At 74.2% G+C, this 26,213-nt stretch carries 21 protein-coding genes; 12 read left to right on the top strand and 9 right to left on the bottom strand.

The window, feature by feature from the left end; genetic code table 11:
• Positions 1-257 precede the first annotated feature (257 nt).
• Positions 258-1,115 (top strand): lysophospholipid acyltransferase family protein, encoded by an 858-nt coding sequence (locus SM452_RS03260; protein ID WP_030269196.1) that lies wholly within the window; start codon positions 258-260, stop codon positions 1,113-1,115.
• A gap of 6 nt (positions 1,116-1,121) precedes the next feature.
• On the opposite strand, the gene SM452_RS03255 is transcribed toward SM452_RS03260, so the two are convergent.
• The 3 genes from SM452_RS03255 to SM452_RS03245 form a co-directional block, all read right to left on the bottom strand.
• On the bottom strand, positions 1,122-2,000 hold the full coding sequence (locus SM452_RS03255) for an HAD family hydrolase (RefSeq protein WP_366625820.1): 879 nt from the start codon (positions 1,998-2,000) through the stop codon (positions 1,122-1,124).
• A gap of 111 nt (positions 2,001-2,111) precedes the next feature.
• Positions 2,112-2,969, bottom strand: coding sequence for a DUF5667 domain-containing protein (locus SM452_RS03250; protein ID WP_262013175.1), 858 nt, complete (start codon positions 2,967-2,969; stop codon positions 2,112-2,114).
• Between the two features lie 283 nt (positions 2,970-3,252).
• Positions 3,253-4,224 (bottom strand): ECF subfamily RNA polymerase sigma factor, BldN family, encoded by a 972-nt coding sequence (locus SM452_RS03245; protein ID WP_463839266.1) that lies wholly within the window; start codon positions 4,222-4,224, stop codon positions 3,253-3,255.
• Between the two features lie 494 nt (positions 4,225-4,718).
• On the opposite strand from SM452_RS03245, the gene SM452_RS03240 reads away from it, so the two are divergent.
• From SM452_RS03240 to SM452_RS03230, 3 genes are read left to right on the top strand one after another with little or no spacing between them, the layout of a single operon-like run.
• Positions 4,719-6,395, top strand: a complete 1,677-nt coding sequence (locus SM452_RS03240; protein WP_463839265.1) for an AMP-binding protein — start codon at positions 4,719-4,721, stop codon at positions 6,393-6,395.
• Complete coding sequence (locus SM452_RS03235; RefSeq protein WP_013288752.1) at positions 6,385-6,639, top strand: glutaredoxin family protein; 255 nt, start codon at positions 6,385-6,387, stop codon at positions 6,637-6,639. The genes SM452_RS03240 and SM452_RS03235 overlap by 11 nt, the downstream gene beginning before the upstream one ends.
• Before the next feature lie 24 nt (positions 6,640-6,663).
• Positions 6,664-7,305: an HAD family hydrolase gene (locus tag SM452_RS03230; RefSeq protein ID WP_262013172.1), complete on the top strand. Its 642-nt coding sequence runs from the start codon at positions 6,664-6,666 to the stop codon at positions 7,303-7,305.
• A 9-nt stretch (positions 7,306-7,314) separates the two neighbouring features.
• Here SM452_RS03230 and SM452_RS03225 read toward each other — a convergent pair whose 3' ends face one another.
• Both SM452_RS03225 and SM452_RS03220 read right to left on the bottom strand, forming a co-directional pair.
• Positions 7,315-7,971 (bottom strand): LuxR C-terminal-related transcriptional regulator, encoded by a 657-nt coding sequence (locus SM452_RS03225; RefSeq protein WP_262013171.1) that lies wholly within the window; start codon positions 7,969-7,971, stop codon positions 7,315-7,317.
• A 102-nt stretch (positions 7,972-8,073) separates the two neighbouring features.
• Positions 8,074-9,378, bottom strand: coding sequence for a sensor histidine kinase (locus SM452_RS03220; RefSeq protein WP_262013170.1), 1,305 nt, complete (start codon positions 9,376-9,378; stop codon positions 8,074-8,076).
• A 390-nt stretch (positions 9,379-9,768) separates the two neighbouring features.
• On the opposite strand from SM452_RS03220, the gene SM452_RS03215 reads away from it, so the two are divergent.
• The 6 genes from SM452_RS03215 (at position 9,769) to SM452_RS03190 (ending at position 16,566) form a co-directional block, all read left to right on the top strand.
• A complete protein-coding gene (locus SM452_RS03215) occupies positions 9,769-10,539 on the top strand; it encodes a redox-sensing transcriptional repressor Rex (RefSeq protein WP_262013169.1) in 771 nt (256 codons plus the stop codon).
• The gene (locus tag SM452_RS03210; RefSeq protein WP_262013168.1) at positions 10,536-11,909 is read left to right on the top strand and encodes a glutamyl-tRNA reductase; all 1,374 of its coding nucleotides are present in this window, start codon (positions 10,536-10,538) and stop codon (positions 11,907-11,909) included. The genes SM452_RS03215 and SM452_RS03210 overlap by 4 nt, the downstream gene beginning before the upstream one ends.
• Entirely contained in the window at positions 11,906-12,892 is a 987-nt protein-coding gene (gene hemC / locus SM452_RS03205; protein WP_262013167.1) for a hydroxymethylbilane synthase, read from the top strand. The genes SM452_RS03210 and hemC overlap by 4 nt, the downstream gene beginning before the upstream one ends.
• Positions 12,889-14,469 (top strand): bifunctional uroporphyrinogen-III C-methyltransferase/uroporphyrinogen-III synthase, encoded by a 1,581-nt coding sequence (locus tag SM452_RS03200; RefSeq protein ID WP_262013166.1) that lies wholly within the window; start codon positions 12,889-12,891, stop codon positions 14,467-14,469. The genes hemC and SM452_RS03200 overlap by 4 nt, the downstream gene beginning before the upstream one ends.
• A 14-nt stretch (positions 14,470-14,483) precedes the next feature.
• Complete coding sequence (gene hemB / locus SM452_RS03195; RefSeq protein ID WP_262013165.1) at positions 14,484-15,467, top strand: porphobilinogen synthase; 984 nt, start codon at positions 14,484-14,486, stop codon at positions 15,465-15,467.
• A gap of 424 nt (positions 15,468-15,891) precedes the next feature.
• Complete coding sequence (locus SM452_RS03190) at positions 15,892-16,566, top strand: helix-turn-helix domain-containing protein (RefSeq protein ID WP_355506015.1); 675 nt, start codon at positions 15,892-15,894, stop codon at positions 16,564-16,566.
• A 32-nt stretch (positions 16,567-16,598) separates the two neighbouring features.
• Here the strand turns inward: SM452_RS03190 and SM452_RS03185 are convergent, their stop codons facing one another.
• From SM452_RS03185 to SM452_RS03175, 3 genes are all read right to left on the bottom strand, one after another.
• Positions 16,599-19,871, bottom strand: coding sequence for a lamin tail domain-containing protein (locus tag SM452_RS03185; protein ID WP_463839264.1), 3,273 nt, complete (start codon positions 19,869-19,871; stop codon positions 16,599-16,601).
• Positions 19,872-19,962: 91 nt separating this feature from the next.
• On the bottom strand, positions 19,963-20,979 hold the full coding sequence (locus tag SM452_RS03180; protein WP_262013268.1) for a GNAT family N-acetyltransferase: 1,017 nt from the start codon (positions 20,977-20,979) through the stop codon (positions 19,963-19,965).
• Between the two features lie 67 nt (positions 20,980-21,046).
• Positions 21,047-22,345: a lytic transglycosylase domain-containing protein gene (locus SM452_RS03175; RefSeq protein WP_463839263.1), complete on the bottom strand. Its 1,299-nt coding sequence runs from the start codon at positions 22,343-22,345 to the stop codon at positions 21,047-21,049.
• A 56-nt stretch (positions 22,346-22,401) separates the two neighbouring features.
• On the opposite strand from SM452_RS03175, the gene SM452_RS03170 reads away from it, so the two are divergent.
• Together SM452_RS03170 and SM452_RS03165 are read left to right on the top strand one after the other, a co-directional pair.
• The gene (locus SM452_RS03170) at positions 22,402-22,617 is read left to right on the top strand and encodes an FmdB family zinc ribbon protein (RefSeq protein ID WP_194801505.1); all 216 of its coding nucleotides are present in this window, start codon (positions 22,402-22,404) and stop codon (positions 22,615-22,617) included.
• A gap of 155 nt (positions 22,618-22,772) precedes the next feature.
• On the top strand, positions 22,773-25,589 hold the full coding sequence (locus SM452_RS03165) for an ATP-binding protein (protein ID WP_262013161.1): 2,817 nt from the start codon (positions 22,773-22,775) through the stop codon (positions 25,587-25,589).
• Positions 25,590-25,665: 76 nt separating this feature from the next.
• Here SM452_RS03165 and SM452_RS03160 read toward each other — a convergent pair whose 3' ends face one another.
• Positions 25,666-26,208, bottom strand: a complete 543-nt coding sequence (locus SM452_RS03160) for a phospholipase (protein ID WP_355506021.1) — start codon at positions 26,206-26,208, stop codon at positions 25,666-25,668.
• Between the last annotated feature and the right edge of the window lie 5 nt (positions 26,209-26,213).

The raw sequence follows: 26,213 nt of genomic DNA, 5'->3' as shown, positions 1-26,213 counted from the left end.
CCGCGCCGTCCGCCCGCCCTGCCGCGCCGCCGGACGAGCCGGACACCTCCGCCGACGAGCCGGGCGCCGCCGCCGGCGCGGGCGTTCCGGGCCCGGCCACGCCCCACCAGCCGGCGAAGAAGACGGTCGCCAAGAAGACCGTCGCCAAGAAAGCCGTCGCCAAGAAAGCCGTCGCCAAGAAGGCGGTGGCGAAGAAGGCAGTGGCTGAGCCGACGGCCGGGAGCAAGCCGGCCGGTGAGACGCCGACCGGGCCGGCGGTGGCCGACCGGCCGGGGGACCACTGGGACCGCAAGGTGGCCCAGGGGCTGGCGTTCCTGCGGCGGCGGCTCGCCGGTGACTACGAGGTCGACGAGTTCGGCTTCGACCCCGACCTGACCGACGCGGTAGTCCACCCGCTGGTCCGGCTGCTCTACCGGGACTGGTTCCGCACCGAGGTCAGCGGCATCGAGCACGTACCGGACGAGGGCGCCGGCCTCGTCGTGGGCAACCACTCCGGCACCGTGGCGCTCGACGCGCTGATCCTCTCCACCGCGCTGCACGACCGGCACCCGGCGCATCGCTACCTACGGCTGCTCGGCGCCGACCTGGTCTTCCGGATGCCCGTCGTCTCCGAGATCGCCCGCAAGACCGGCGGCACCGTCGCCTGCAACCCGGACGCGGAGCGGCTGCTCGGCAACGGCGAACTGGTGGGCGTCTTCCCGGAGGGCTTCAAGGGCGTCGGCAAGCTCTACGCCGACCGCTACAAGCTCCAGCGCTTCGGGCGGGGCGGGTTCGTCTCCGCCGCGCTGCGCACCGGTACGCCGATCGTGCCGGTCGCGATAGTCGGCGGCGAGGAGATCTATCCGATGCTCGCCGACATCAAGCCGCTGGCCCGGCTGCTCAAACTGCCGTACTTCCCGGTCACGCCGACGTTCCCCTGGCTGGGTCCGCTGGGCATGGTGCCGCTGCCGAGCAAGTGGCTGATCGAGTTCTGCCCGCCCATCCCGACCGCGCACCTGCGTGACGCGGCGGACGACCCGCTCGTGGTGTTCAACCTCGCCGACCAGGTGCGGGAGACGATCCAGCAGACGCTGCACAAGCTGCTCGAACGCCGGCCGGACCCGTTCGGCCCCTGAGCCGGTTCAGGCGTCGCGGTGCCGGCGCCGGTGCAGCGCCAGACCGGCCGTGACCGCGCCGGCGAGCAGCCCGGCCGCCGCGGTGGAGGGCACGGCGATGCGTACGGCCCGCCGCCCGGTGCGGAAGTCGCGCACGTCCCAGCCCCGCTCGCGGGCCTGCCGCAGCAGTGCCGGATCGGGGTTGACGGCCACCGCGCGGCCGACCGCGCAGAGCATCGGCAGGTCGTTCGCCGAGTCGCTGTAGGCGGCGCACCGGGCCAGGTCCAGCCCCTCCACGGCGGCGAGCTGGGTGACCGCCTCGGCCTTCGCCGGCCCGTGCATCAGGTCACCGACCAGCCGTCCGGTGTACGCGCCGTCGACCACCTCGGCCACCGTGCCGATCGCGCCGGTCAGGCCGAGCCGGGTCGCGATCACCCGGCCGATCTCGACCGGGGCGGCGCTGACCAGCCAGACCCGCTCGCCCGCGTCGAGGTGGCGCTGGGCGAGGCGACGGGTGCCGGCCCAGATGCGCGGCGCCATCAGCTCGTCGAAGATCTCGTCGGCGAGGCGTTCCATGTCGTCGACCCGCCAGCCCTGGACGAAGGCCAGCGCGGCCTCCTTGGCCTGCGACATGTCGCCCGCGTGTTCGGTGGCGAGCAGCCGGAACCGTGCCTGCTGCCAGGCGAACCGGGCCAGGTCGCCGGTGGTGAAGTACTTCCGGGCGGCCAGCCCGCGGGCGAACCAGTAGATCGACGCGCCCTGCATCATCGTGTTGTCCACGTCGAAGAACGCGGCGGCGGTGGGGTCGGGCGTGACAGTGGTCGCCGGCGCCGAGGGGGTCTCCGACCAGCCCGCGGTGTGCCCGTGCGCGTCGGTGCTGACGGTCACCTTCCGGCTCCCGGCCACGGCGACCTCCCTGCCTCGACGACGCGTACGTGCTCCGAGTCGAGCGTATCCGGCACGGCGTGACGGCCGGGTGTCCGCCGGGAGAAGTGTGGCGCGGTAGGCGTCGACCGTTCAGCGGTCGGCCGGGCAGGTCGACGGAGCGGGCCCGAGCATGTCGCTGGCCTGCGGCGCGGGCAGCCCGCAGGCGATCGCCTCGCGGAGCGCGTCGGCGCGCTTGCCGGCCGCGTCGAGCAGGGACAGCGAGCGCCGGGTGCGTTCCCGGTCGGCGTGGTCGGGCCGGTCGAGCAGGCCGCTGACCACCCGGCGCTGGCCGGCGAGGAAGGTGTCCACCGCGTCCAGCGCCGCCGGGTCGGAGCGCTGCGCGGCGACAGTGGTCAGCAGGCGTACGCCCTGGCGGGTGTCCGCGTCCATGTCGTCCAGGACGGCGCTGAAGCCGAGCCGGTCGTCGCGGACCGAGGCGGCCTCGTCGAGCCGGGTGCGGGCGAAGTCGAGGAAGAGCTGCCCGCGGCTGATGTCCGAGCTGGCGAGCGCGAGCTGGGCGCGCTCGGTGGAGCGCTTCATGCCGTACAGGGCGTCACCGGGCAGCGCGTTCTCGCTGGCGGCGGAGATGCCGGAGAGGGCGACCGCCCCGGCGGCCACGCCGACCAGGATCGCGCCCCGGGCCCGCGCCCGGCGGCCGGTGATGGCGGGCAGCAGCGCGCCGCGTACGCCGGAGGTGCCGGTCTTGTCCGGAGCGCCGACGCCCTCGCGCTCGGCGGTGGCCACGAGCATCGCCCGCAGGCCGGTACGGAACTCGGCGTCCACCTCGACGTCGGGCCGCTCGGCGGTGATCCGGCGGCTCACCTCGACGAGCGCGGTGAGTTCACCGTCCGCCTTGGACCGGACGTGGTGCCGGCGTCCGCCGTTGGCCTCGTCGAGGAGTTGCGCGAAGCGCTCGGCTCGCCGACGGGAGAAGAGGTCGCTGTCCACCGCGGCACCCCCTCTCGCTGGTCACGGCCGGGCGGCCGTCGTCGTCACCAGCGACCGGTGGCAGCGTGTGGCCCGAAGCCGACCGGAACGGTCGACCTGACCCGCCGGACCGGGTGGCCCGGGGGACGCCGGGACAACCACTGGTCGCACCCGGAGAAACGGACCGCGCCGGTCGCCGGTTACGGCTGGGGCGGCGGCGAAATCACCGGGAGTGAGGGGCGGGGTGGGGTACGTCGGGCATGCGACACCGCCCGGCGAGCGTGCGCCGGCCGGGCCGGACCGATCAGGAGTGGAAGCCGTCGGGCAGCAGCCGGGCCAGCGCCCGGACCGCCCGGTATTGCAAAGCCTTGATGGCGCCCTCGTTCTTGCCCATGGCGCGGGCCGTCTCGGCCACCGAGAAGCCCTGGAGGAACCGCAGCACGATGCACTCCTGCTGCTCCGGGTTGAGCTGCTTGACGGCGGTGAGCAGGGCGACGTTCGTGATGTGCTCCACCACCGCGGCCTCGGGGCTGCCCTCGGGCCCGCGGTCCTCCCGGTCGGCGTCGAGGACGTCACCGGTGGTGACCTCCAGCCGGTAGCGCCCGGACTTGAAGTGGTCGGCGACCAGGTTGCGGGCGATGGTGACCAGCCAGGCGCCGAGGTCGCGTCCCTGCCAGGTGAAGCTGCCGATCCGCTTGAGCGCCCGCAGGAACGTGTCGGAGGTGAGGTCCTCGGCGAGCTGGCGGTTGCCGACCCGGAAGTAGACGAACCGGAAGACCGTGTCGACGTACCTGTCGTAGATCAGCCCGAACGCCTCGGACTCGCCCGCCTGCGCGCGTTCGACCAGCGTCCACACCTCGGTGGCCGGGTCGGACGGGTCGGGGCGGTTGGGGAAGCCGGTGGCGGGCGCGGCGGCCGGTACGGCGGGCAGGACGGCGGTGTCACCGGCGGTCACCGCCGGCAGGATCGCGGTCTCGGCGGCGGACGGCTCGGTCCCGGTCGCCGCGTCGCCGCGTCGCGCCTGGGCCGGCATGGTCGGGCGGGCCGGGCTGCCCAGGCGGCCGGTCGCGGGCTTCGCGTTGCCGCCCGGGGTCGCGGGGCGGGGTGGTGCCTCGTTCGTGTGGTGCGCGCGGCTGCGGACACGCCGCCCGTCGCCGCGTACCGCGAGCGGGCCGTCGGCGCTCCGCGGGCCGGGGTCCGCGCGCTCGTTGAGCGGGTTGCGCTGGGCTGGGCCGGTGACGCCGGCCGGTCGTTCGGCGTAACCGAAGGTGGTCACCGCGCCTCCCCAGGCTTGGCGGACAGTGACCGCGCCGGAGGACCGGGTAACACCCGGTCGGGCACGGCCGGGTCGGGACGTGCCGACGGGCGGCAGATCCCCTTGAGGTGCTGGTCCAATGCGCTCACGGGCACGGGGGCCTCCTCGGGCTGAGGGGTGTCGACTCACGGCAAATGGGGTGAGCCGACCCGAGTGATGATAGGGCCAACGTCACCCACGCGTGGCAAGTCCGTTACACAGAGCGGAAGTATTTCCCGCCAGGTCGCACACATGGCGGACCGGTTGTCCGTCGCGTGTGGTTGACTTTCGCGCCGGAACCTGGTCCGCAGTGGAAAGTCCTGGTCGGAGCCGATTTTCTTTTCGCTCGGCGTGTCGCGGCGGCGGTGCGGGCCGGTCGCTTCCGGCTGTTCGCCCGGGCACCGTGGAGATCCTCATCCCGTGGCTAGGAATCCCACCGTACGGCAATTGCAGTCTCGTGCGACGGACCCGGCGCCGTGTCCGGGCATGGCCTGTCGGACACCGCTGTGCCAGACTCAGCCACCGTGCAGGACGCCGCCGAAAGCTCCGCGCCGAACCTCGCCGACCGGCTCCGCCGCGCCGCCGAACAGCGGGGCGACCGGGCCGCGCTGCACTGGCGCGACCGGACGCTGACCTGGTCCGAGCTGGACGACGCGGTCACCGCCACCGCCCGCGCGCTGCTCGCCGACACGCCGCCGGCCGACGGAACCGGCCACCCGCCCCGGGTGGCGATCGCGTTCGGCAACACACCGGATTTCGTGGTCACCTACCTCGCCGCGCTCCGGGCCGGCCTGGTGGCCGTACCTGTCAACCCCACGCTGACCGCCCGCGAGCTGCGGCACGTCCTCGCCGACTCCGGTGCCGCCGTGCTGATCGGCGCGCCCGAGGTGACCGGCCGTGTGGACGCCGCCGAACTGCCCGCGCTGCGCGCCGTGCACACCACGCCGCCGGTGGCCGGCGACGACACCCCGGCCCGGTTCCCGGCCCGCTCCGGCGACGACCTCGCCGTCCTGCTCTACACCTCCGGCACCGAGGGCCGGCCCAAGGGCGCGATGCTGCCGCACCGGGCGCTCGCCGCCAACCACGACCAGGTCGACCGCATCGAACCACCAGTGGTCGGCCCCGGCGACGTCGTGCTGCTCGCCCTTCCGCTGTTCCACGCGTACGGGCTGAACTCCGCGCTCGGCGCCGTCGTGCGGCACGGCGCGACCGGGGTGCTCGTCGACGAGCCCGGCCCGGCCGGCGCGCTGGACGACATCGCCCGGCACCGGGTCACGGTGCTCGTCGGCGTACCGTCGATGTTCCTGACCTGGGCCGAGGCGGAGCGTGACCCGGCCGCGGCGCTCGCCTCCGTGCGCGTCGCGGTGTGCGGCGCGGCGCCGCTGCCGCTCGCGGCCGGCGCGCGCTTCACCGAGCTGACCGGGCATCCGGTGCACGTCGGCTACGGGCTCACCGAGACCGCGCCGGTGCTCACCTCGACGCTCGTCGGCGGCGAGCCGAAACCGGGGTCGATCGGCCGCCCGCTGCCCGGCGTCGGGCTGCGCCTGGTCGGGTCCGACGGCACCGAGCTGTGGCGCGACGGGGTGCCCGCCGACGCCCCGGACGAGGACGAGATGGACCTCTCCGACGAGGCGACGGGCACCGACCCCGGGCAGATCGTGGTACGCGGCTCGAACCTGTTCGCCGGTTACTGGCCGGACGGGCGGGGCGCGCCGGACCCGGACGGCTGGTGGGCGACAGGTGACGTGGCGTACGCCGACGGCGACGGAGACCTGTTCCTGGTCGACCGGCTCGGCGAGCTGATCCTGGTAAACGGCTTCAACGTCTACCCGCACGAGGTGGAGCTGGTGCTCCGGGCCCACCCCGGCGTGGCCGAGTCGGCAGTCCTCGGCGTGCCGCACCCGCGGACCGGCGAGACTGTGCGGGCGTACGTGGTCCGGGCGGCCGGCCCGCCGGTGACGGCGGACGACCTGCTCGCCCACTGCGCGCGTAACCTGGCCCGGTTCAAGTGCCCGACCGCCGTCGAGTTCGTCGACAGCCTGCCGTACTCGGCGATCGGGAAGGTACGCAAGACCGAGCTGCGCCCGGCGCCCGCGGTGCCGTCCCCGGCGACGCCGACCGAGATCCGCACGGAGGTATCCGATGTCCAGTGACCCGAGGCTCATCCTGATCACCCGGCCCGGCTGCCACCTGTGCGACGACGCGAAGGCCGCGCTCGACCGGGTGGTGGCGGTCACCGGCGACCGCTGGGTCGAGCGGGACGTCACCGGCGACCTGGAGATGGAGCGCGACTACGGCGACCGGCTGCCGGTGGTGCTGCTCGACGGCAAGGAACACGGCTACTGGCGGGTCGAGGAGGACCGGCTGCTGCGCGACCTGACCACGCCGCAGCTCTAGCACTATGGTGCTCGGGTGACGGGTATGCGACGCCACCTCGTGTGGGACTGGAACGGAACGCTCCTCGACGACCTCGACCTGGTGGTCCAGGCCACGAACGTCGCCTTCGCCAGCGCCGGCGGGCCGGCGGTCACCGCCGCCGAGCACCGGGTGCGGTTCCGGCGGCCGATCGCCGACTACTACGCCGAGATGCTCGGCCGGGCCGTGGACGCCGAGGCGTTCGGGACGCTCGACCGGGTGTTCCACGACGCGTACCGGGCCGGGCTGACCACCTGCGCCCTGGCCGCCGACGCCACGACGGCCATCGAGTCCTGGGAGGGCAGCCAGTCGCTGCTGTCCATGTGGTTCCACGACGAGCTGGTGCCGACCGTGCACACGTACGGGCTGACCCCGCACTTCCGCCGGGTGGACGGGCTGCGCGCCACTGTCGGCGGCGGGCACAAGGCCGAGTGGCTGGAGAAGCACCTGGCCGAGCTGGGGCTGGGCGGGCACGAGGTGGTGCTGATCGGCGACTCGCTCGACGACGCCGACGCGGCCGCCTCGGTCGGCGCCCGCTGCGTCCTCTACACCGGGGGCCTGTCCGACCCGGACCGGCTGCGCGGCAGCGGCCACCCGGCCGCCGACACGCTCAGCGAGGCGGTGACGCTGGCCCGCACGCTCGCCTGACCGGCCCGGTCAGGCGCGCAGGTGGGCCAGGACGGCCAGGACGCGGCGGTGGTGGGTGGTCGCGTCAGGGGGCAGGTCCAGCTTGGTGAAGATGTTGCGGACGTGCTTCTCGACCGCGCCGTCGCTCACCACGAGCGCCCGGGCGATGGCGGTGTTCGAGCGGCCCTCGGCCATCAGCGCCAGCACCTCGCGTTCCCGCGGGGTCAGCGACGCCAGCGGGTCGTCGCGCCGCCGCCGGACCAGCAACTGGCTGATCACCTCCGGGTCGAGCACGGTGCCGCCGGCCGCCACCCGGGCCAGGCCGTCCAGGAACTCGTCGATCGCCGCGACCCGGTCCTTGAGCAGGTAGCCGATGCCGCCGCCGGCGCCGCCTGCGGTGTCCAGCAGGTCGTCGGCGTACGACACCTCGACGTACTGGGACAGCACCAGGATCGGCGTACCCGGCACCCGGCGGCGGGCCTCCACCGAGGCGCGCAGTCCCTCGTCGGTGTGTGACGGCGGCATCCGCACGTCCACCACCGAGACGTCGGGCCGGTGCGCCACCACCGCCTCGACCAGCGCGTCACCGTCACCGACGGCCGCCACCACCTCGTGCCCGAACTCGGTCAGCAGCCGGACCAGCCCCTCCCGGAGCAGTACGGCGTCGTCCGCGATCACCACCCGCATGGGTCCGGTGTCTATCACGCCCGGACCCGGCGCCGGGCCGGCGGCCCGGATACCGGGCGCGCCGCGTCACCGCGCGACGGCCCGGAGTCCGGGCGAACCGGGTCACCTCGGCAGTTCGGCGTGGATCCGGGTCGGCCCGCCGGCCGGGCTGTCCACCTCCAGCGTGCCGCCGGCCGCCCGGACCCGGTCGGCGATGCCGCTGAGCCCGTGCCCCTTGGCCACGTGCGCGCCGCCGTCTCCGTCGTCGGTGACGGTGATCTCCAGCCGGCCCACCTTCCGGGTGACCTCCACCCGGCAGGCGGTCGCCCGGCTGTGCTTCGAGACGTTCGTCAGGGCCTCGGCCACCACGAAGTACGCGGTGCTCTCCAGCCCCGGGTCGAGCCGGCCGGCGGCGGTGCCCAGGTCGTCGTCGAGCGCCAGCTCGGTGGGCACCAGGGCGCGGGCGGCGAGCGCGGCGAGCGCGCTGGGCAGGCCCCTGTCGACCAGGATCGGCGGCGCGATGCCCCGGGACAGGGCACGCAGCTCGTCCAGCGTCTCCCGGGTCTGCGCGACCGCCTCGTCGAGCGTCTGCCGGGCCGCCTCCGGGTCGGCGGCGAGCTGGTGGCGGGCCCGGCCGAGGTCCATGGCGAGCCGCACCAGCCGCTGCTGCGGGCCGTCGTGGATGTCGCGCTCCAGCCGCCGCAGCGCGACCGCCTCGGCCGAGGCGGCGGCCCGCTTCTGCTCCTCCAGCGTGATGATCCGCTGCCGCATCTCGGCCACGCCGGTGAGCAGCGAGTACGCCAGCCCGGCCTGGAGCCGGGCGCAGCCGCGCGCCACCAGCGGAAGCGTGAACAGGGCGAACAGCCCGATCGCGGTGTTCAGGGTGATCCGCGCGCCCGCGCCGTCGCCCATCCCGAGGAGCTGGCTCAGATCCTGGTCGTCGGTGCCGCGCGGGATGGCCCAGTCGTAGGTGATGTAGAGCGTGCCGCCCAGCGCCAGCACCCACCAGACCACGAGCAGCACGAACGTGGGCAGCGCCACGAGCAGCCGGACGAACGCGTGCAGCAGGTCCAGCCACGACTGCGCGTCCCGGATCGGGGTGAACACGCGGCGCCAGAACCCGGCGCCCGGCTCGGGCGTCCGGTAGACCGGGCGTACCCGGGGCCGGTCCAGCACCCCGGCGAGCCGCAGCCGCTCGATGTCGGCCAGCCCGCGGGCCGCGTAGAGGAAGCCGGCGAGGATCGGCAGGCCGAGCGTGGTCACCAGCAGCCCGGCGCTGAGTGCGATCCCCACCACGGCGAGCACGAAGCTGACGATCGCCAGCGGGAAGCCCACGAGCACGTAGGTGGTGTCGCGGGCGAGGCGGCGCAGGAGCCCGTGGACGGGGGACAGCGGAGTGGGCGCGGTGGCCAGTGGTGCTGCGGTCATGATTCGAGGCTATGGGCGCGTGCCCCGCCCACCCATCCCGCACGCTGGCCTGTTCGGGGTGGGGTTCTCCCTACTCGAAAACGTGAGACTCGCCTCGCCACGCCGGTCACGGAGCGCTACGGGCCCCGCGCGATTGGTCAGGGAAGTCTGGATTGAGCAATAATCGCCACGCGCCGCCGAGAGACGCGGTTGATCGATCTTGCGGGAATGGAGGGGCAGGTGAAGGCGCGTCGCGAGCTTTCAAGATCGCGATTTGTGCACCCCTTCACAAACACCTACTCTGTAGTTCCGACGCGCCCTGCTAGCACAGCCGGCAATCTCGGTCGCCAGCGGGAGTCCCGAAACGACCGGCCCCCGTCGCTGGTCGAGGATCGCACCGCACGGAGTCTCATGAGCCAGCACCGTCAACCAGGCGCGCCCGGTCGCACCGGTGCCGTACCGGCACTTCCGGACCTGCCCGAGGCGACCGTGTCCCGGCTCCCGGAATACCTGCGTGCGCTGCACGCACTCGCCGACGCCGGGCACGAGACGGTGTCCAGCGAGGGCCTGGCGAACGCCGCGGGCGTCAACTCCGCGAAGCTCCGCAAGGACCTGTCCCACCTCGGCTCGTACGGCACCCGCGGTGTCGGCTACGACGTCGCGCTGCTCGTCGACCAGATCTCCTCGGTGCTCGGGCTCACCCAGTGCCGCGCCGTCGCGCTCGTCGGCGTGGGTAATCTCGGTCACGCCCTGGCCGGCTACGACGGCTTCGCCAACCGCGGATTCCGCATCGCCGCGCTCGTCGACGCCGACCGGTCCCGCGTCGGCGAAGTGATCAACGGCCTGGTCGTACGGCACGTCGACGAGCTGCCCCGGATCGTCGCCGAGGAGTCGATCTCGATCGGCGTCATCGCCACGCCCGCCCCGGCCGCCCAGGCGGTCGCCGACCAGTTGGTCGCCGTCGGCGTGACGAGCATCCTCAACTTCGCGCCGTGCGTACTCTCGGTTCCGGACGGGGTCGACGTGCGCAAGGTCGACCTCGCCATCGAGCTGCAGATCCTGTCCTTCCACGAGCACCGCAAGGCATCGCTGACCGCGCTCCCCGCCACCGGCGGGTCCGCCCTCACCGCCCTGCCCGGCGGACTCGCGGCAACCGACACCCAGGAGGCGATCGGCACGTGAAACTGCTCGTCGTCGGCGCGTCCTACCGCACCGCCCCGGTCGCCACCCTGGAACAGCTGGCCGTCCCGCCCGCCGACCTCACCCGCACGCTGGACCGCCTGATCGCCCAGCCGTACGTCGCCGAGGCCGTCCTGGTCTCCACCTGCAACCGGGTGGAGGTCTACGCCGCCGTCTCCGGGTTCCACGGCGGACTCGGCGACATCTGCGCGGTCCTGGCCGACCAGGCCGGCTGCCAGCCCGCGGCGCTCGCACCGCACCTCTACGTGCACTACGACGCCGCCGCCGTGGACCACGTCTTCCGGGTGGCCGCCGGGCTCGACTCGATGGTCGTGGGCGAGGCGCAGATCCTCGGCCAGCTCCGCGACGCCTACCACTCCGCCGGTGGCGCCGACTCGGCCGGCCGCCTGCTGCACGAGCTGATGCAGCAGGCGCTGCGGGTCGGCAAGCGCGCGCACGCCGAGACCGACATCGACCGGGCCGGGCAGAGCGTCGTCACCGCCGCGCTCGACCTCGCCGCCGAGCTGCTCGACGGCGACCTGGCCGGCCGGCCCGCCATGGTGGTCGGCGCCGGCGCGATGGGCTCGCTGGGCGTGGCCACGCTGTCCCGGCTGGGCGCCGGCCCGCTCACCGTGACCAACCGGGGTGCCGCCCGTGCCGTCCGGCTCGCCGAGTCGTACGGCGCGTCCGCCGTGCCGATGGCCGAGCTGATCACCGCGCTCGCCGCCGTCGACGTCGTGGTCGCCGCCACCGCCGCCACCGAGCCGGTGCTCACCCGCGACGTGGTGACCCGGGCGCTGGCCCGACGGGACGCCGACCGCGGCCCGCTGGTCCTGCTGGACCTGGCCGTCCCGCGCGACGTCGAGCCCGGCGTCGACGAGCTGCCCGGCGTCGAGGTGATCGACATCGACCGGATGGCCGCCGTCCTCGCCGACGGACCGGCCGCCGCCGACGCCGCCGAGGTGGCCCGGATCGTCACCGGTGAGGTCGAGGCGTTCCTGAGCTGGCTGCGCGGCGCCGACGTCGCGCCGACAGTGGCCGCCCTGCGCGGCCGGGCCGAGGACGTCGTCAGCGCCGAGCTGCGCCGGCTCGGCCAGCGCCGCCCCGACCTCAGCGACGACCAGCGCGCCGAGGTCGCCCGCACCGTGCACCGGGTCGTGCAGCGCCTGCTGCACCAGCCGACCGTACGGGTCCGCCAGCTCGCCGCCGAGCCCGGCGGTGACCAGTACGCGGCGCTGCTGCGCGAACTGTTCGACCTGGACGTCCCGCAGACGTCCCCGGTCGACACCGTCCCCGACGTGGTCGCCACCGACTCCGACGGCCGGTCGTCGTTCGACGCCGCCGACGTCCCGCCCACCGGAGGTGCGCGATGACCGCCCCCCTTCGCCTCGGTACCCGGGGCAGCGCCCTGGCGATGGCCCAGTCCGGCCACGTCGCCGAGGCCCTCACCGCGGCCACCGGCCGGCCGGTCGAGCTGGTCGAGGTGGTGACCGCCGGCGACAGGTCCACCGCCCCGGTGCAGCGGCTCGGCGTCGGCGTGTTCGTGTCCGCGCTGCGCGACGCGCTGACCGCCCGCGAGATCGACTTCGCCGTCCACTCGTACAAGGACCTGCCCACCGCGGCGGCGCCCGGCCTGCACGTCGCGGCCGTACCGCCCCGGCAGGACCCGCGTGACGCGCTGGTGGCGACGAACGGCCGTACGCTCGCCGAGCTGCCGCCCGGCGCCCGCGTCGGCACCGGCGCGCTGCGCCGGATCGCCCAGCTGCACGCGCTGGGCATGCAGTTGGAGGTCACCCCGATCCGGGGCAACGTCGACACCCGGCTCGGCCGGGTGCTCGGCCCGGACGCCGACCTCGACGCCGTCGTGCTCGCCCGCGCCGGGCTCAACCGGATCGGCCGCGCCGACGTCATCACCGAGACGCTCGACCCGATGCTCATGCTGCCCGCGCCCGCTCAGGGTGCGCTGGCCGTCGAGTGCCGGGCCGACGACCAGGACGTGATCGAGCTGCTCGCGCTGCTCGACCACGCACCGTCCCGTGCCGCGATCACCGCGGAACGGGCGCTGCTGGCCACCCTGGAGGCAGGATGCAGCGCACCCGTGGCCGCGTACGCCGTCCTCGCCGAAGGCGAGCCCACCGACGAGGGCGACGTCAATCAGGAGATCTACCTGCGCGGTGCGGTGATCAGCCCGGACGGTTCGCGTGACCTCCGGCTGTCCCGCACCGGAACGCCCGCCGACGCGGCGGAGATCGGCAAGGCACTCGCCGCCGAACTCCTCGAACTCGGCGCCGACTCGATCCTCGGCCAGGACGCACAGGCCGGCCCGGGGACCCAGCAACTTGGGAGCACAGAATGACCCGCACCCGTAAGCCCGTAGGCCAGATCGCATTCGTCGGGGCCGGTCCCGGCGACCCGGGCCTGCTGACCCGCCGGGCGCTGGACGCCCTGGTCGACGCCGACCAGGTGGTCTACGACCGGGGCGTACCCGAGTCGCTCCTGGCGCACGTCCGCGCCCAGGCCCGGCCGGACGCCGAGTTCAGCCCCGCCGAGGGCGTGCCGGGGGACGTGGCGAAGGTGCTGATCTCCGCGGCCCGGTCCGGGCAGAACGCCGTGCACCTCGTCGCCGGTGACCCGTTCGGCCACGACTCGGTGGTGAAGGAGGTGCAGGCGGTCGCGCGTACCGCGGCGCACTTCGAGGTCGTGCCGGGCGTCGGCCAGGCCGAGGGCGTGGCCACCTACGCGGGTGTCCCGCTGCCGGGCGTACGCACCGCCGCCGACGTCGAGGACGTCACCGCGCTGGACTTCGAGGCGCTCGCCACCGCCGTCGGGCGGGGTTCGCTGGCGCTCGCCGTGGACGCCGGTGACCTGGCCGCCGTCCGGGACGGCCTGCTGGCCGCCGGGGTCGACGGCACCACAGCGGTCGGGGTGACCGGCGACGGCACCGGCGAGACGCAGTACACCACCACGTCGAGCGTCGACTCCTTCGTCGCGGCGGCGCTCGGCTTCACCGGCCGGGTGGTGCTCACCGTCGGCGCCGCAGTCACCGACCGCGACAAGCTGAGCTGGTGGGAGAACCGCCCGCTGTACGGCTGGAAGGTGCTGGTGCCCCGCACCAAGGAGCAGGCCGGCGTGATGAGCGCACGGCTGCGCGCGTACGGGGCGATCCCGTGCGAGGTGCCGACCATCGCGGTCGAGCCGCCGCGTACCCCGGCCCAGATGGAGCGGGCCGTGAAGGGCCTGGTCGACGGCCGGTACGCCTGGGTCATCTTCACCTCGGTGAACGCGGTCCGGGCGGTGTGGGAGAAGTTCGCCGAGCACGGCCTCGACGCCCGCCACTTCGGCGGCGTGAAGATCGCCTGCATCGGTGACGCCACCGCCGAGGCGGTCCGCGCCTTCGGCATCCAGCCCGAGCTGATCCCCTCCGGGGAGCAGTCCTCCGAGGGCCTGCTGGCCGAGTTCTCGCCGCACGACGAGATCCTCGACCCGGTCGGCCGGGTGCTGCTGCCGCGCGCCGACATCGCCACCGAGACCCTCGCCGCCGGCCTCACCGAGCGCGGCTGGGAGGTCGACGACGTGACCGCGTACCGGACCGTGCGCGCGGCCCCGCCGCCCGCCGAGATCCGCGACGCGATCAAGTCGGGCGGGTTCGACGCGGTGCTGTTCACCTCGTCGTCCACCGTGCGGAACCTCGTCGGTATCGCCGGGAAGCCGCACGCGCGGACCGTTGTTGCAGTGATCGGGCCCAAGACGGCGGAGACCGCCACCGAGTTCGGCCTGCGCGTCGACGTGCAGCCGCCGCACGCCTCGGTGCCCGACCTGGTGGAGGCGCTCGCCGCCTACGCCGTCGAACTGCGGGAGAAGCTCGCCGCCATGCCGGCGAAGCAGCGCCGGGGCTCCAAGGTGCAGGGCCCGACCGCCCTGCGGTTCCGCTGACAGGAGGCCCCGTCATGCCGTACCCCGAGATCCGGCCCCGCCGGCTGCGCCGCAACGCGGCCGTGCGGCGGCTGGTCTCCGAGACCCGCGTCGACCCGGCCGAGCTGGTCGTGCCGATGTTCGTCAAGGAGGGTCTGACCGAGCCGCGGGCCATCGCGTCGCTCCCGGGAGTGCTCCAGCACTCCCGGGACTCGCTGCGCAAGGCCGCGGCGGAGGCGGTCCAGGCCGGGGTCGGCGGGATCATGCTGTTCGGGGTGCCCGAGACGCGGGACGAGACCGGCTCCGGTGGCATCGACCCGGCCGGCGTGCTCAACACGGCGATCCGGGACGTGATCGCCGAGGTCGGCGACTCGACTGTGGTGATGAGCGACCTGTGCCTGGACGAGTTCACCTCGCACGGGCACTGCGGTCTGCTCACCCCGGACGGTGGGGTCGACAACGACGCCACGCTCGCCGCGTACGCCGACATGGCGGTGGCCCAGGCCGCCGCCGGGGTCCACGTGGTCGGGCCGTCCGGGATGATGGACGGCCAGGTCGGCGTGGTCCGCAAGGCGCTCGACGCCGCCGGGCACCAGGACGTGTCGGTGCTCGCGTACGCGGTGAAGTACGCCTCCGCCTTCTACGGCCCGTTCCGCGACGCGGTGGAGTCGGCGCTGGAGGGGGACCGGCGCACCTACCAGCAGGACCCGGCGAACCTGCGCGAGTCGCTGCGCGAGGTCGAGCTGGACGTGGCCGAGGGCGCCGACATGGTGATGGTCAAGCCGGCGCTGCCCTACCTCGACGTGGTGTCGGCGGTCCGGGACGCGGTGCACGTCCCGGTGGCCGCCTACCAGGTCTCCGGCGAGTACGCGATGGTCGAGGCGGCCGCCGCGAACGGCTGGATCGACCGGGAGCGGGTCATGCTGGAGACGCTCACCTCGATCCGCCGGGCCGGCGCCCAGATCATCCTCACCTACTGGGCCGTCGAGGCCGCCCAGTTGCTGCGCGAGCGCTACTGACCGCCGCTCGCCGAGTTCTCCGGTTTCGCGTTCCTCGTTGTGGTCGCCGCGTCGTCCACAGCCCAAGGCGGTCACTCAGCGTGCCTTTTCGGGCGGCGGGACACCTCACCCCTCGCCGACTTTGCTCTGCAGCCATGGGCGCAACTGTCACGAATCGTGAGCGGTGCCTCGGTGGCTGCAGAGCAAAGTCTGCCGGGGTAGTTATCTCTGCCGTGGTGATTGCGAGGATTGTGTCCGCTTAAGTCGCGTTTGTAATGGCACTGGCTCGCTCGCTTCCGCAGCGTTGCTTCACGCTGAGTGACTGTGACCCTCCGTGTGTGCTGGCGGTCGCTGCCGGGCGGAGTCGGACGCCGCATCCCGGGTTTTCCACAGGCGCGGCGAGCGGGGTTGCCGGGCCGGTGCGGGAGACGGGACCGTGGGCGGCGTGACAGACATCGCCGACACCGAGCCGGAGGCGGCCACCGCAACCGGCACCGCCGCAGGCGCCGGCAGCAGCACCGCCGCCGGCACCGCTGCCGCCGAGGGCACGGGCACGGGAGCCTGCGCCGCAGCCGGCGTGCCCGCCGCAGCAGCGGCAGGCGACGGGCCGGCACTGCTCACCGAGCCGTTCGACGTGCCGTTCCCGGCACCGGGGATCGTCCGTGCGGTGCGTCGCCGGGCCGACACCAGCCAGCGCGAGCTGGCCCGGTTCGCCCGGGTGCATCCGAGCACTATCGGGCGGATCGAGGCGGGGACGCTGACGCCGAGCCTGGCCATGCTGTCGCGCATCGTCGGCACGGCCGGCTTCCGGCTCGTGGTCGTCGACGAGGCCGGCCGGGTGCTCAAGCCGATGCGTGACCGGGCCGACCTGCGCGACGGCGCGGAGCGGCGGTACCCGTCCCACCTCGACATCGTCACCGACCCGGAGCCGGGGGAGTGGTGGGCCGACCGGTACGGGCTGGCCCGCCCGCCGGAGACGTTCTACCGCAACCGGGAGGTCCGGGACTGGCTGCGCCGCCGCAGCCAGTGGGAGGTGCGGGTGGCCAAGTACCGGAGTGTGCCGCCCCCGCCCGACCCGCAACGGTGCGGATACCGCGGCGGCCCGCCGATCCGCCCATGAGGGGATCGACGGGCCGCCGCGCGGCACACCGCTCAGTCGTCGTTCAGGATCGTCCCGACGCCGGACGGGTCGGCCAGCCGCAGGCCCGGCACGCCGGCCACGTACAGCGTGAGCTTCTCGTCCGCCTCGCGCTTACGGTCACCGCGCACGGTGACCGGGAACGTCAGCGAGGTCCGGCCCGCGGCCAGCACCCGGCAGCCCACGTACGGGTCGTAGTCCGACCCGGCCTGAGCTGTGGTGCCGTACGTGGTCGCGCAGATCAGGGCCGGCTCGGAGAGCGGGCGGGACACGGTGACGGTGAACGTCATCGCGCTGGTGCCCTTGTCGCCCTCGGCGACCGAGGTGTCCGCGACCCGCAGCGAGGCGCGCGACCGGAACCGGGCCACCTGCGGGTCGTGGTCGCTGGCGCCCCGGTCGCCCAGCTCCGGCGCGTCGGTGGGGTAGTCGGCGTTGATGTGCGCCGTCCGTACCTGCACCAGGTCGTCGTGCAACGGGTCGTTCACGAAGAGGTTGTCCAGCGTCTGCGCCTGACCGCTGAAGGTGTACGAGTACGCCGACGCCGGCACGTCCGCCACCAGGTCGTCCCAGAGGTTGTGCAGCCCGGCCTCGTACAGCGGGGCGAGCTGGTCCGACGGCGTCGGGTTCTGGGCGGTGGCGATCGGGTCGTCCGGGCGGGGGAAGACGTTCAGGTCCCCGCCGTAGACCACGCGGGCGTTCGGGTCGCTCGCCTCGACCGCCTGCACGATCGCCGCACCGTACGCGGCCTGCTCACGGCGCTGCCCGACCCGGCTGTCCGGCCCGGACGAGAAGTGGTTGGCGACCGCCCAGAGCGTGAACCGCTCGGTCGCCCCGGGGCCGGCCTTCACGGTGAACCGGGCCACCTGCGCCGCGCGGGTGTAGACGTTGCTGCCGTCCACGCCGGTCGACCGGTCCACGTCGGCCGGCAGCACCGCGTTGAGCGCCTTCGGGTTCTGCACGTCGGCGTTGGACGGCAGCGCCGCCGAGCGGTACTGGACCGTGGGGGCGGAGCCGAGCAGCGGGTCCGTGGCGGTCGCCTCGGCCAGCGTCAGCCGGTCGGTCCGGTAGAGGAACGCCGAGGCGATGCCCCGGGCGTCCGCGCCGGTCCGGTCGTACGCGGCGGCGTACGCCGGGCCGCCGTTCGCGGCGATGGCGAGCGCCAGCTCCTGCACGGTGTCCGGCGCGCCGTCGGCGTTGTTGGTGTCGCCGCAGGCGAGCGCGCCGTCGACCACCGAGCAGATGTCCTGGTCCTCGGCCTCCTGCACCAGGATCAGATCCGGGCTGTGCAGCGACTGGACGATCTGCCGGGCCTGCACTGCGAGCTTGGCGGCGTACGCCTCCGGGCTCGCCGGCACGTAGTCGAACGGCGGGCTGACGCCGGGGCAGCCGGTGTTGCCGGCGAAGTCGCAGCCGTCGAACGGGTCGTCCCGGTAGTCGTACAGGTTCTCCACGTTGTACGTGGCGATCGCTACCTCGCTGCCGCGGTCGGCCGGCTGCGGCGGGTGGTTCGCGGCCGGGTCGGCGCCACCGGTCAGGGTGAGCTGCTCGGGCTGCACGCTGTACTTGCTGAACGCGTACGAGACGGAGCCGTAGGCGTCCTCGGTGAGCGTGTCGAACGTGCGCGCCTCGGGCAGCAGCGCCCGGGAGTCACCGGCGGTTGCCTTCACGCCGCCGGCACCCAGCAGGATGCGCTGGTTGTTGCCGTTGTCGAACAGCGTGCCGGGGATGTCGTCGAGCGGGTGCGCGTCCCGGAACACCCGCCGGGCGTACGGGTCGGACCGCTTCATGATCGGGTCCTCGCGGTCCAGCACGTAGATCTCGGAGTCGGCGGTGGAGGAGTAGATGTGCCGGGGCGCGGAGACGCCGCTGCCGGCGCGTACCCGCATCCGTTCGCCCTCGTGCCGCTCCCAGAACAGGTCGGCGGCGGCCGCCTCGGCCGGCGGGACCGCGTCGTCGACCCGGACCGCCGTGTCCACGTCGAGGCCGGAGTCCAGCTTGCGGACCAGCGAGGCGCCGGAGAGCTGGGTCTGGTTGAAGTACTCGGAGACCCGGCCGCGCAGCACGACCTCGTCACCGACGGTCGGGGCGTACCCGCCGATCAGCGTGGTGAACGAGCCCATGAAGACGAACAGGCCGTCGGAGGTCAGCGGGTCGCCGTCGGAGCTGCCGAGCCGGCTCTGGAGGTAGAAGCCCCACTGGTCGGCGCCGGCCGAACTGCGGGTCAGCGACATTCCGGTGATGACGCCGCGTACGTCGTACAGCGTGGAGCTGGTGCCGTTGCCGCTGGCCGGCGCGAGCGGCGACCGGTCGGTGCGGCCGTCCTCGTCGTCGGCGGTGCGGCCCTGCACCTCGCCGATCGACAGCACGCTGGTGGCCTGCACGGTGAGCGTGCAGGTGGCGCTGTCGCCGTCGGCGTCGGTGGAGGTCACTGTGACCGCGTAGCCACCGGCCGGCAGGCCGGTGGCGGTCAGCGTCGCGGTGGCCGTGCCGCCGTCGGCGGTCGCCGGGGTGAACGCGGTACGGCTGATCGAGCCGCTCGTCGGCACCGGCACGACCGAGGTGACCGCCAGGTCGGTGATCGTGTCGTCGGCGTCGGTAGCGGTCACCTCGCGGGTCGCGGTGGCGCCCGCCGACAGCGTCAGCGCGCCGCCGCAGGCCAGGGTGGCCGGCTGGTCGACCGGTCCGCCGCCGCCGACGGTGTGGCTGCCCAGCCCGTCGAACGTGTCGGTGGCGAAGCCGGCCCACTGCGCGGCCGGATCGAACGGGTCCGCCGGGTCGGTGTCGCCGGCGGTCACCGAGGGCAGGCGGCGCAGCGTGTTGTCCGCAGTGCTGGTCAGCCCGCCGCCCCACTCGGTGCCCGGGTCGACGCCGACCTGGCCGAGGGAGTCGACCACCGTGCCACCCTTGCGCAGCACTATCGCGTCGTCGCCGTTGAACAGCGAACCGGAGTACGTCTGGTCGGCCTGGGCGAGGATCGCCGGCGCGGCCGCCGCGGCGGCGAAGACGAACACGTCACCGGCGGCGACGGTCCCGGTCAGGGCCACGTTCGTCGAGGTGGTGGCGCCGTTGAAGAAGAGCTGGAGCTGGTAGCCGCCGGCAGCCAGGTCGATCGGGGCGCCGGTGCCGTTGTACAGCTCGACGGCCTTGTTGTTCGACGACCCCTCGACGTACTCCGAGATGAAGAGGTCGGTGGGCGCGGCGCTGGCCGCGGTGGGTGCGACAGCGATCGCCGTGAGGGTGACGGCGGCGGTGGTCGCGAGCGCGGCGAGGGTGCGGCGCGGGCGCATGGGGCCTCCACGATGGGTGGACAGGAACTAACGAACGTTAAGGCTCTCGTGGGTACACCGTCCAGCCCTTCGATGGCCGGGCGGTGAACGGTCAGCGGTGACTGTCCAGCCGGTGCACCAGTTCGGCGACGTCCACACCGTATTCGCACCAGTCGCGGTCGGGGCGGTAGCCCAGCTCGGCGTTGACCTTCAGCATCGACTCGTTGTCCTGCGCGTTCCAGGTCTGCACCTCGGCCACCTCGGGCTCGGCCGAGCGCAGCTCCAGCAGCATCCGCGCCTTGATGGCCCGGTCGATGCCGTAGCCGCGGTGGTCGTGGACGACGATCGTGTCGTACTGGTCGGCCCGGGTCGGGTGCTGCGCCGGCACCACCACCTCGGTCAACCCGGCCACCTCGCCGGTCTGCTCGTGCAACGCGAGCACGATGTACGGCTTCATGCCGCGCCGGTGCAGCGTGGCGAGGCTGTCGCGCAGCCGGTCCGGGTCGTAGGAGCTGGGCCGCAGCTCCACGTCGTCGGAGTCGCGCACCTCGGCCTTCGCCCGCGCGTACGCCTCGATCAGCTCGTCCGGCGGGCCACCGGGCCAGAACTCCACGCGGTAGCCCGCGCCGACCTCGGCGGCCATCTCGGTGAGCGCCGGCCAGTCCACCGAGCGCAGGTCGAGCACGCTGCGGGTCTCCACGTAGTCGCGGGTGAAGCCAAGCGACTCGTAGAACCCGACGGCCGGGGTGTCGCCGACCACCTCCACGCCGATCGACTGGAAGCCCTCGTCCCAGACCCGGCGGGCGGCCACCCGCACCAGCTCACGGCCGATCCCGCTGCGCCGGACCGCCGGGTGCACCAGCACCTCGAGCACGCCGATACCGCCGAGCAGCAGCACGTGCACATGCCCGAGGATCGCACCGGCCGTGCCGTCCGGGGCGGCGTCGTCCTGCGCGACCCACGAGATCCGCCGCTCGCCGGGCATCACCTCGGACAGATACTCCCGCATGGAGCTCTCCCGCCAAGGCGGATCCTGCGGCAGATCGGCCGCCAGGACCGCGTTCAGCGTGTCCAGCAGGGACGCGATCTCGGCGGACGACGCGGTCCTGGGATCCCACTCGCGCACCATCACCCGTCTAGCTTGCCGTCAACGGCAGCCGGGGGGAAGGGTTCAGTCCGCGAATGTACGCGAGCCGTCACCTCACGTTGCGGCTGAGCCTGCCGTACTCGTCGGCCTTGTCGAAGACGGCCTGGGCGTACCGACGCACATCGTTGTAGGACAGGATGGCGCCCCACCAGTCGCCCGGGATGGTCATGTTCCGGCCGCCCTTGCACAGGTAGAGCCCGGCGGCCAGCGCCGCGTCGTCGATGTCGTGCGGGTTCTTCACCCCGTCGCCGTCGGCGTCCGCACCGATCTCCTGCCAGGTGGTCGGGATGAACTGCATCGGGCCGAGCGCCCGGTCGTGGACCCGGTCGCCGTCGAGCAGCCCCTGGTCGGTGTCGAGGATCCGGGACCGGCCGCCCTGCCCGTCGAGCGGCTCTCCCTTGATCTCCGGCAGGGCCCGGCCGTCGGCCTGCAGCGTGGCGCCGTTCGCCGCGCCGTGGCGCGACTCGACGTACCCGATGGCGGCCAGCGTGGTCCAGCTCAGCTGGCACCCACGGTTGGTCTGGGCGAGCACCAGTTCGGCGTACGCGTACGCCTGGAGCGCCACCACGGGGACGCCGGTCACCGCGCTGACCCGCTGCGCCCAGCCGGTGAGCGCGTCGGCGGGGCGTCCGGCCGGCAGCACCGGGGCGGTGGTCGCACCGGGCAGCGGGGTGCCGGTCGGCGCGGTGGTGCCGGGCAGGCCGGTCAGCTCCGGCAGCGGGGGCGTGGCGGGCGCCGCCGCGGTCTGCGGCACGCTCTGCGACGGCGTGGCCTCGGCGACCGTCTCCGGCCGGCCGACCGCCGCCGGCACGACCACCGCACCGGCGGTGGCGGCGGCGGCGACCAGCGCGAGCAGGAACAGCGCGGGCAGCGTGGTGCGGCCGCCGGGCCGCCGGGACCAGGCGCGGGTGGCCCGGGCCGCGCCGACGGTGAGCTGTGTCGGGCGCGTCCGGACGGCGTGCGCGAACGGCATCCGCCGGCGTCGTCCGCCGCTCTCGGCCGCCGCCTCGGCCTTCGTCTCCGGCCCGGCGTCGGTCCCCTCGCGCCCGCCGTCCGCCCCGGGCTCGGCGTCGGTCTTCGCGCCTGGCTCGGCGCCCGCATCGGCTGCGGCGCCCGCATCGGCTGCGGCGCCCGCATCGGCTGCGGCGCCCGCATCGGCTGCGGCGCCCGCATCGGCTGCGGCGCCCGCGTCGGCTGCCGCGCCTGCGTCGCGGGGCGGGTCGGCGGGCGGGTTCGGGGGGAGGGAATCGCGCTCGCGGCGGGGCTGCGGGATGGACCGGGTGCCGTCGTCGGGTGGCGCGGCGGGTCGCAGGGGCCGGGCCGTCGCTCGCCGTTCGCCGTCCACCACCCGTCGAGTATCACCCATCCGGGTGGCGACGTCAGGCCCGGCCGTACGCTTGGGACATGCCCCGGTACGAGTTCCGTTGCCGCGCCTGCGGCGACACCTTCGAGGTCAGCCGTCCGATGGCCGAGGCCGCGCAGCCGGCCGCCTGCCCGCAGGGCCACGCCGACACGGTGAAACTGCTGTCCACGGTGGCCGTCACCGGACGCGGCGGCTCCGCCCCGAGTGGTGGGATTCCCAGCGGCGGTGGTTGCTGCGGCGGCTCCTGCGGCTGCTGACTTTCCGCCTTCCGTCCCGCGGGTCGATCGGGGTCTTGCCGCCGGTGTGATCTTTTGGCACCTTGGGGCGGAATCTGCCCAGCCGTTCTCACGATGCGTGACGGCACGACCATAGGGCAGCATGAACCCGACGTCACCGGGCGGAGGTTCGACGTATGTCGCAAGGACACCACCTCCCCAGCGGGTGGGTGACCTTCGTGTTCACCGACATCGAGGGCTCGACGCGGCTGGCCCGGATGCTCGGCCCGGTCTACCGCCCGGTCCTGCACGAGCACCGGCGGCTGCTGCGCGACACCCTGGCCGGCACCGACGGGGCCGAGCTGCTGACCGAGGGGGACTCGTTCTTCCTCGCGTTCCCCGACGCCGCCGCCGCGGTCCGCGCCTGCCTGACCGCGCAGCGCGCGCTCGCCGGGCACGAGTGGCCCAACCCGGACGCCACCCCCCGGGTACGGATGGGACTGCACACCGGCTACGCCGAGCCCCGCGACGGCGAGTACGCCAGCCCCGAGGTGCACCGGGCCGCCCGGGTGGCCGCCGCCGCGCACGGCGGGCAGGTGCTCTGCTCCGCCGCCACCGCCCGGCACGCCGACCCGCTGCCGGACGGGGTGTCCCTGCTGGACCTCGGACTGCACCGGCTGCGCGGCTTCGACGACCGGGAGCGGCTGTTCCAGCTCGTCGCGCCCGGGTTGGAGCGGCGGTTCCCGCGTCCGCGTACCGCCGACGCGACGGCGCACAACCTGCCCACCCAGGTCACCTCGTTCGTCGGCCGGCAGGCCGAGCGCGCCGAGCTGGGGCGGCTGGTCGAGGCGTACCGGCTGGTGACGGTGCTCGGCGCGGGCGGCGCCGGCAAGACCCGGCTGGCGGTGGAGCTGGCCTCCGGACTCGTCGAGGACTACCCGGACGGCGTCTGGTTCGTCGACATCGCCGCGGTGACCGACCCGGGGCTGGTGGCGTTCGAGATCGCCGCCGTGCTCGGCCTGCGCCCGGAGCCCGGCCGGCCGATGGTCGACACCCTCGTCGAGTACGCGGCGCCGCGCCGGATGCTCGTGCTGCTCGACACCTGCGACGCCCAGACCGCCGCGTCGGCCGAGGTGATCGGCCGGCTGCTCGCCGGTGGCCGGGGTGTGCGGGTGCTGGCGACCAGCCGGGAGTCGTTCGGCGTGCCCGGCGAGGTGGTGTGGCGGATACCGCCGCTGTCGGTGGACGAGGGTCCCGACGGCGGGGGGAGCGACGCGGTGGCGCTGCTGCTGGACCGTACCGCAGTGGCCCGCGGCGGCCGGGCGCCGGAGCCGGCCGAGCAGGCGGACCTGCACCGGGTGGTACGCCGTCTGGACGGGTTGCCGCTGGCCATAGAGCTTGCCGCCGCCCGGCTGCGGGTGCTCTCGGCCGGGCAGCTGGCCGAGCGGCTGGACGACATGCTGGGCACGCTCGACGCCGGGCGGGAGACGGCGGAACCGCCGCCGGTGGAGGCGGGCTGGAGCGGCAACCAGCAGGACACGGTGGACCTGGTGGCCGCCGCGACCGGCGCCGCACCGCCCACTCCGGCGACGCGGGCGGTGCAGCGGTCGGCGAGCGAGCGGCACCTGACCATCCAGGCCACTGTGACCTGGTCGTACCGGACGCTCGGCGCGCGCTCGGCCCGGCTGCTGCGCTGGATGGCGGTGTTCGCCGGCCCGGTGGACCTGCCGACCGTGCAGTGGCTGCTCGACGAGGACCCGCTCGACCCGCTCTCGGTGCTCGTGGACAAGTCGATGGTGCTGGCCGAGCCGCACGCGTCCGGCAGCACCTACCGGATGCTCGACCCGATCCGCGCGTACGCGGCCCGGCGGCTGGTCGAGGCGGGCGAGGAGCAGAGCGCCCGGGACCGGCACGTCGCCTGGTGCCGGCACGCGCTGGACCGGGCGCACCTGGGCCCGGACGGCCGCCCGGTGACGCTCTCCCTGTACGCGCTCGACCCGCTGGCGAACGAGTTGCGGGCCGCGTTGCGCTGGTGCGCCACCGGCGGCAGCGCCCGGTCGGGTCTGTCGCTCGCCGGTGACCTGGATCAGTGGTGGCGGGAGCGCGGCCTGGCCCGGGAGGGGCGGCTGTGGCTGTTCCGGCTCTACGGCCGGCTCGCCGAGACCGGTGAGCCGATGCCGGACGCCGAGCTGGCCGCCGCGTACCACATGCACTCGCTGCACGCGGGCGCGGACGGCGAGTTCGGCGAGGAGCTGCGGTACTCGCAGCGGGCCGAGGCGGCCGCCCGGCAGTCCGGCGACCGGGGTCTGCTGGCCCGGGTGCTGGCCGGACGCGCGGCGCCGCTCGTCGACATGGGGCAGTTCGCCGAGGCGGAGCGGATCTGCCGCGAGGTGATCGACTGGGCGTACGCGCAGGACGTGGTGGGGGACGCGCTGCTGGCCGTCTACAACCTCGCCGAGCTGCTCTGGCGCCGGGGCGCGCTGGACGAGGCGGCCGACCTGCTCGCCGCGGCCCGCCCGGTCGAGGCGGCCCGGCCGGCCGAGCGGGGCGGCCGGTCGGTGGACATGCTGCTCGGGATGGTGGCCCTGGCGCGGGGTGATCTGGTCGCCGCGCACGAGCACCTGCTGGTGGCGTTGCGGTCCCGGATGAGCCACGGCTACCTGGGCCGGGCCTGCGACACGATAAACGCGATAGCGGTGCGCTGCGCGCTCGCCGGGGACGCGCTGGCGGCGGCCCGGCTGTTCGGGGCGGCGCAGGCCACCCGGGCGAACCTGCGGGCTACGCCGGGGATATACGGCCCGTACTGGTCGGCCCGGCAGGCGGAACTGCGGCGGGTGCTGGGTGACGAGGCGTTCGACGCCGCCTACGGGGCCGGTACGGGGCTGCGGCTGGACGAGGTGGCGGCGCTGGCGCTGCACGTCGAGCACCCGGACCTGGCCGCCGACTCGCCCCGGTTCGGCACGCAGACGCCGGGCTCGTGGCCGGCGTTCGAGCCGCGCAGCACTGCGGGCTGAGCCGGCCGGGCGCGGCGGGTCGGCCGGCTGAGCGCGGCGGGGAGCCCGCCCGGTGGCGGACTCCCCGTGCGGTGCGTCAGGCGGGCGCGGCGGCGCGGCGCTGGGCGTCGGCCTTCATCCGGGCGGCGCGGTCGAGGTCGGCCTGCGACACCGCGGCGACCGAGCCGAAGACGCTCACCGCCTGGTAGTACGTCCAGGCGAGGCTGTAGCAGGCGGGCCGGACCACCGCGTTGTACGTGGCGCAGACCCGCTTGAGATCCGCGTAGAAGGCGCTGTCCAGACGGGACTTGCTGGACGAGAAGACGCCCATCGCCTTGTGGTTGCGGTAGCCGAAGTCGTGCCGGTAGCAGGAGAGCTTGAAGTTGAACCCGATCGGGTTGTCCGGGCTGGACGAGCAGTAGTCGGTGGACCAGTCGAAGCCGTACTCGGTCCAGGGTGCCCGGTTCTGCCGGGCGCTGTTCCAGGCGTTGTAGCTGGACGCGCTGGTCTGCGTCCAACTGGTGAGGACGGACAGCTTCTGCTGGGTGCTCACCGCGGCGGCGGCCGGTGTGGCCAGGCCGAGCATGGTGAGCAGGGCGAGTGCGCCGGCGGCGAGGGTGGTGGCGAGTCGACGGGACACGGGAA

The sequence above is a fragment of the Micromonospora sp. SYSU B005 genome (assembly GCF_055362685.1).
The sequence above is the reverse complement of the archived record's forward strand: the minus strand, read 5'-3'. Positions and strand labels throughout refer to the sequence as shown.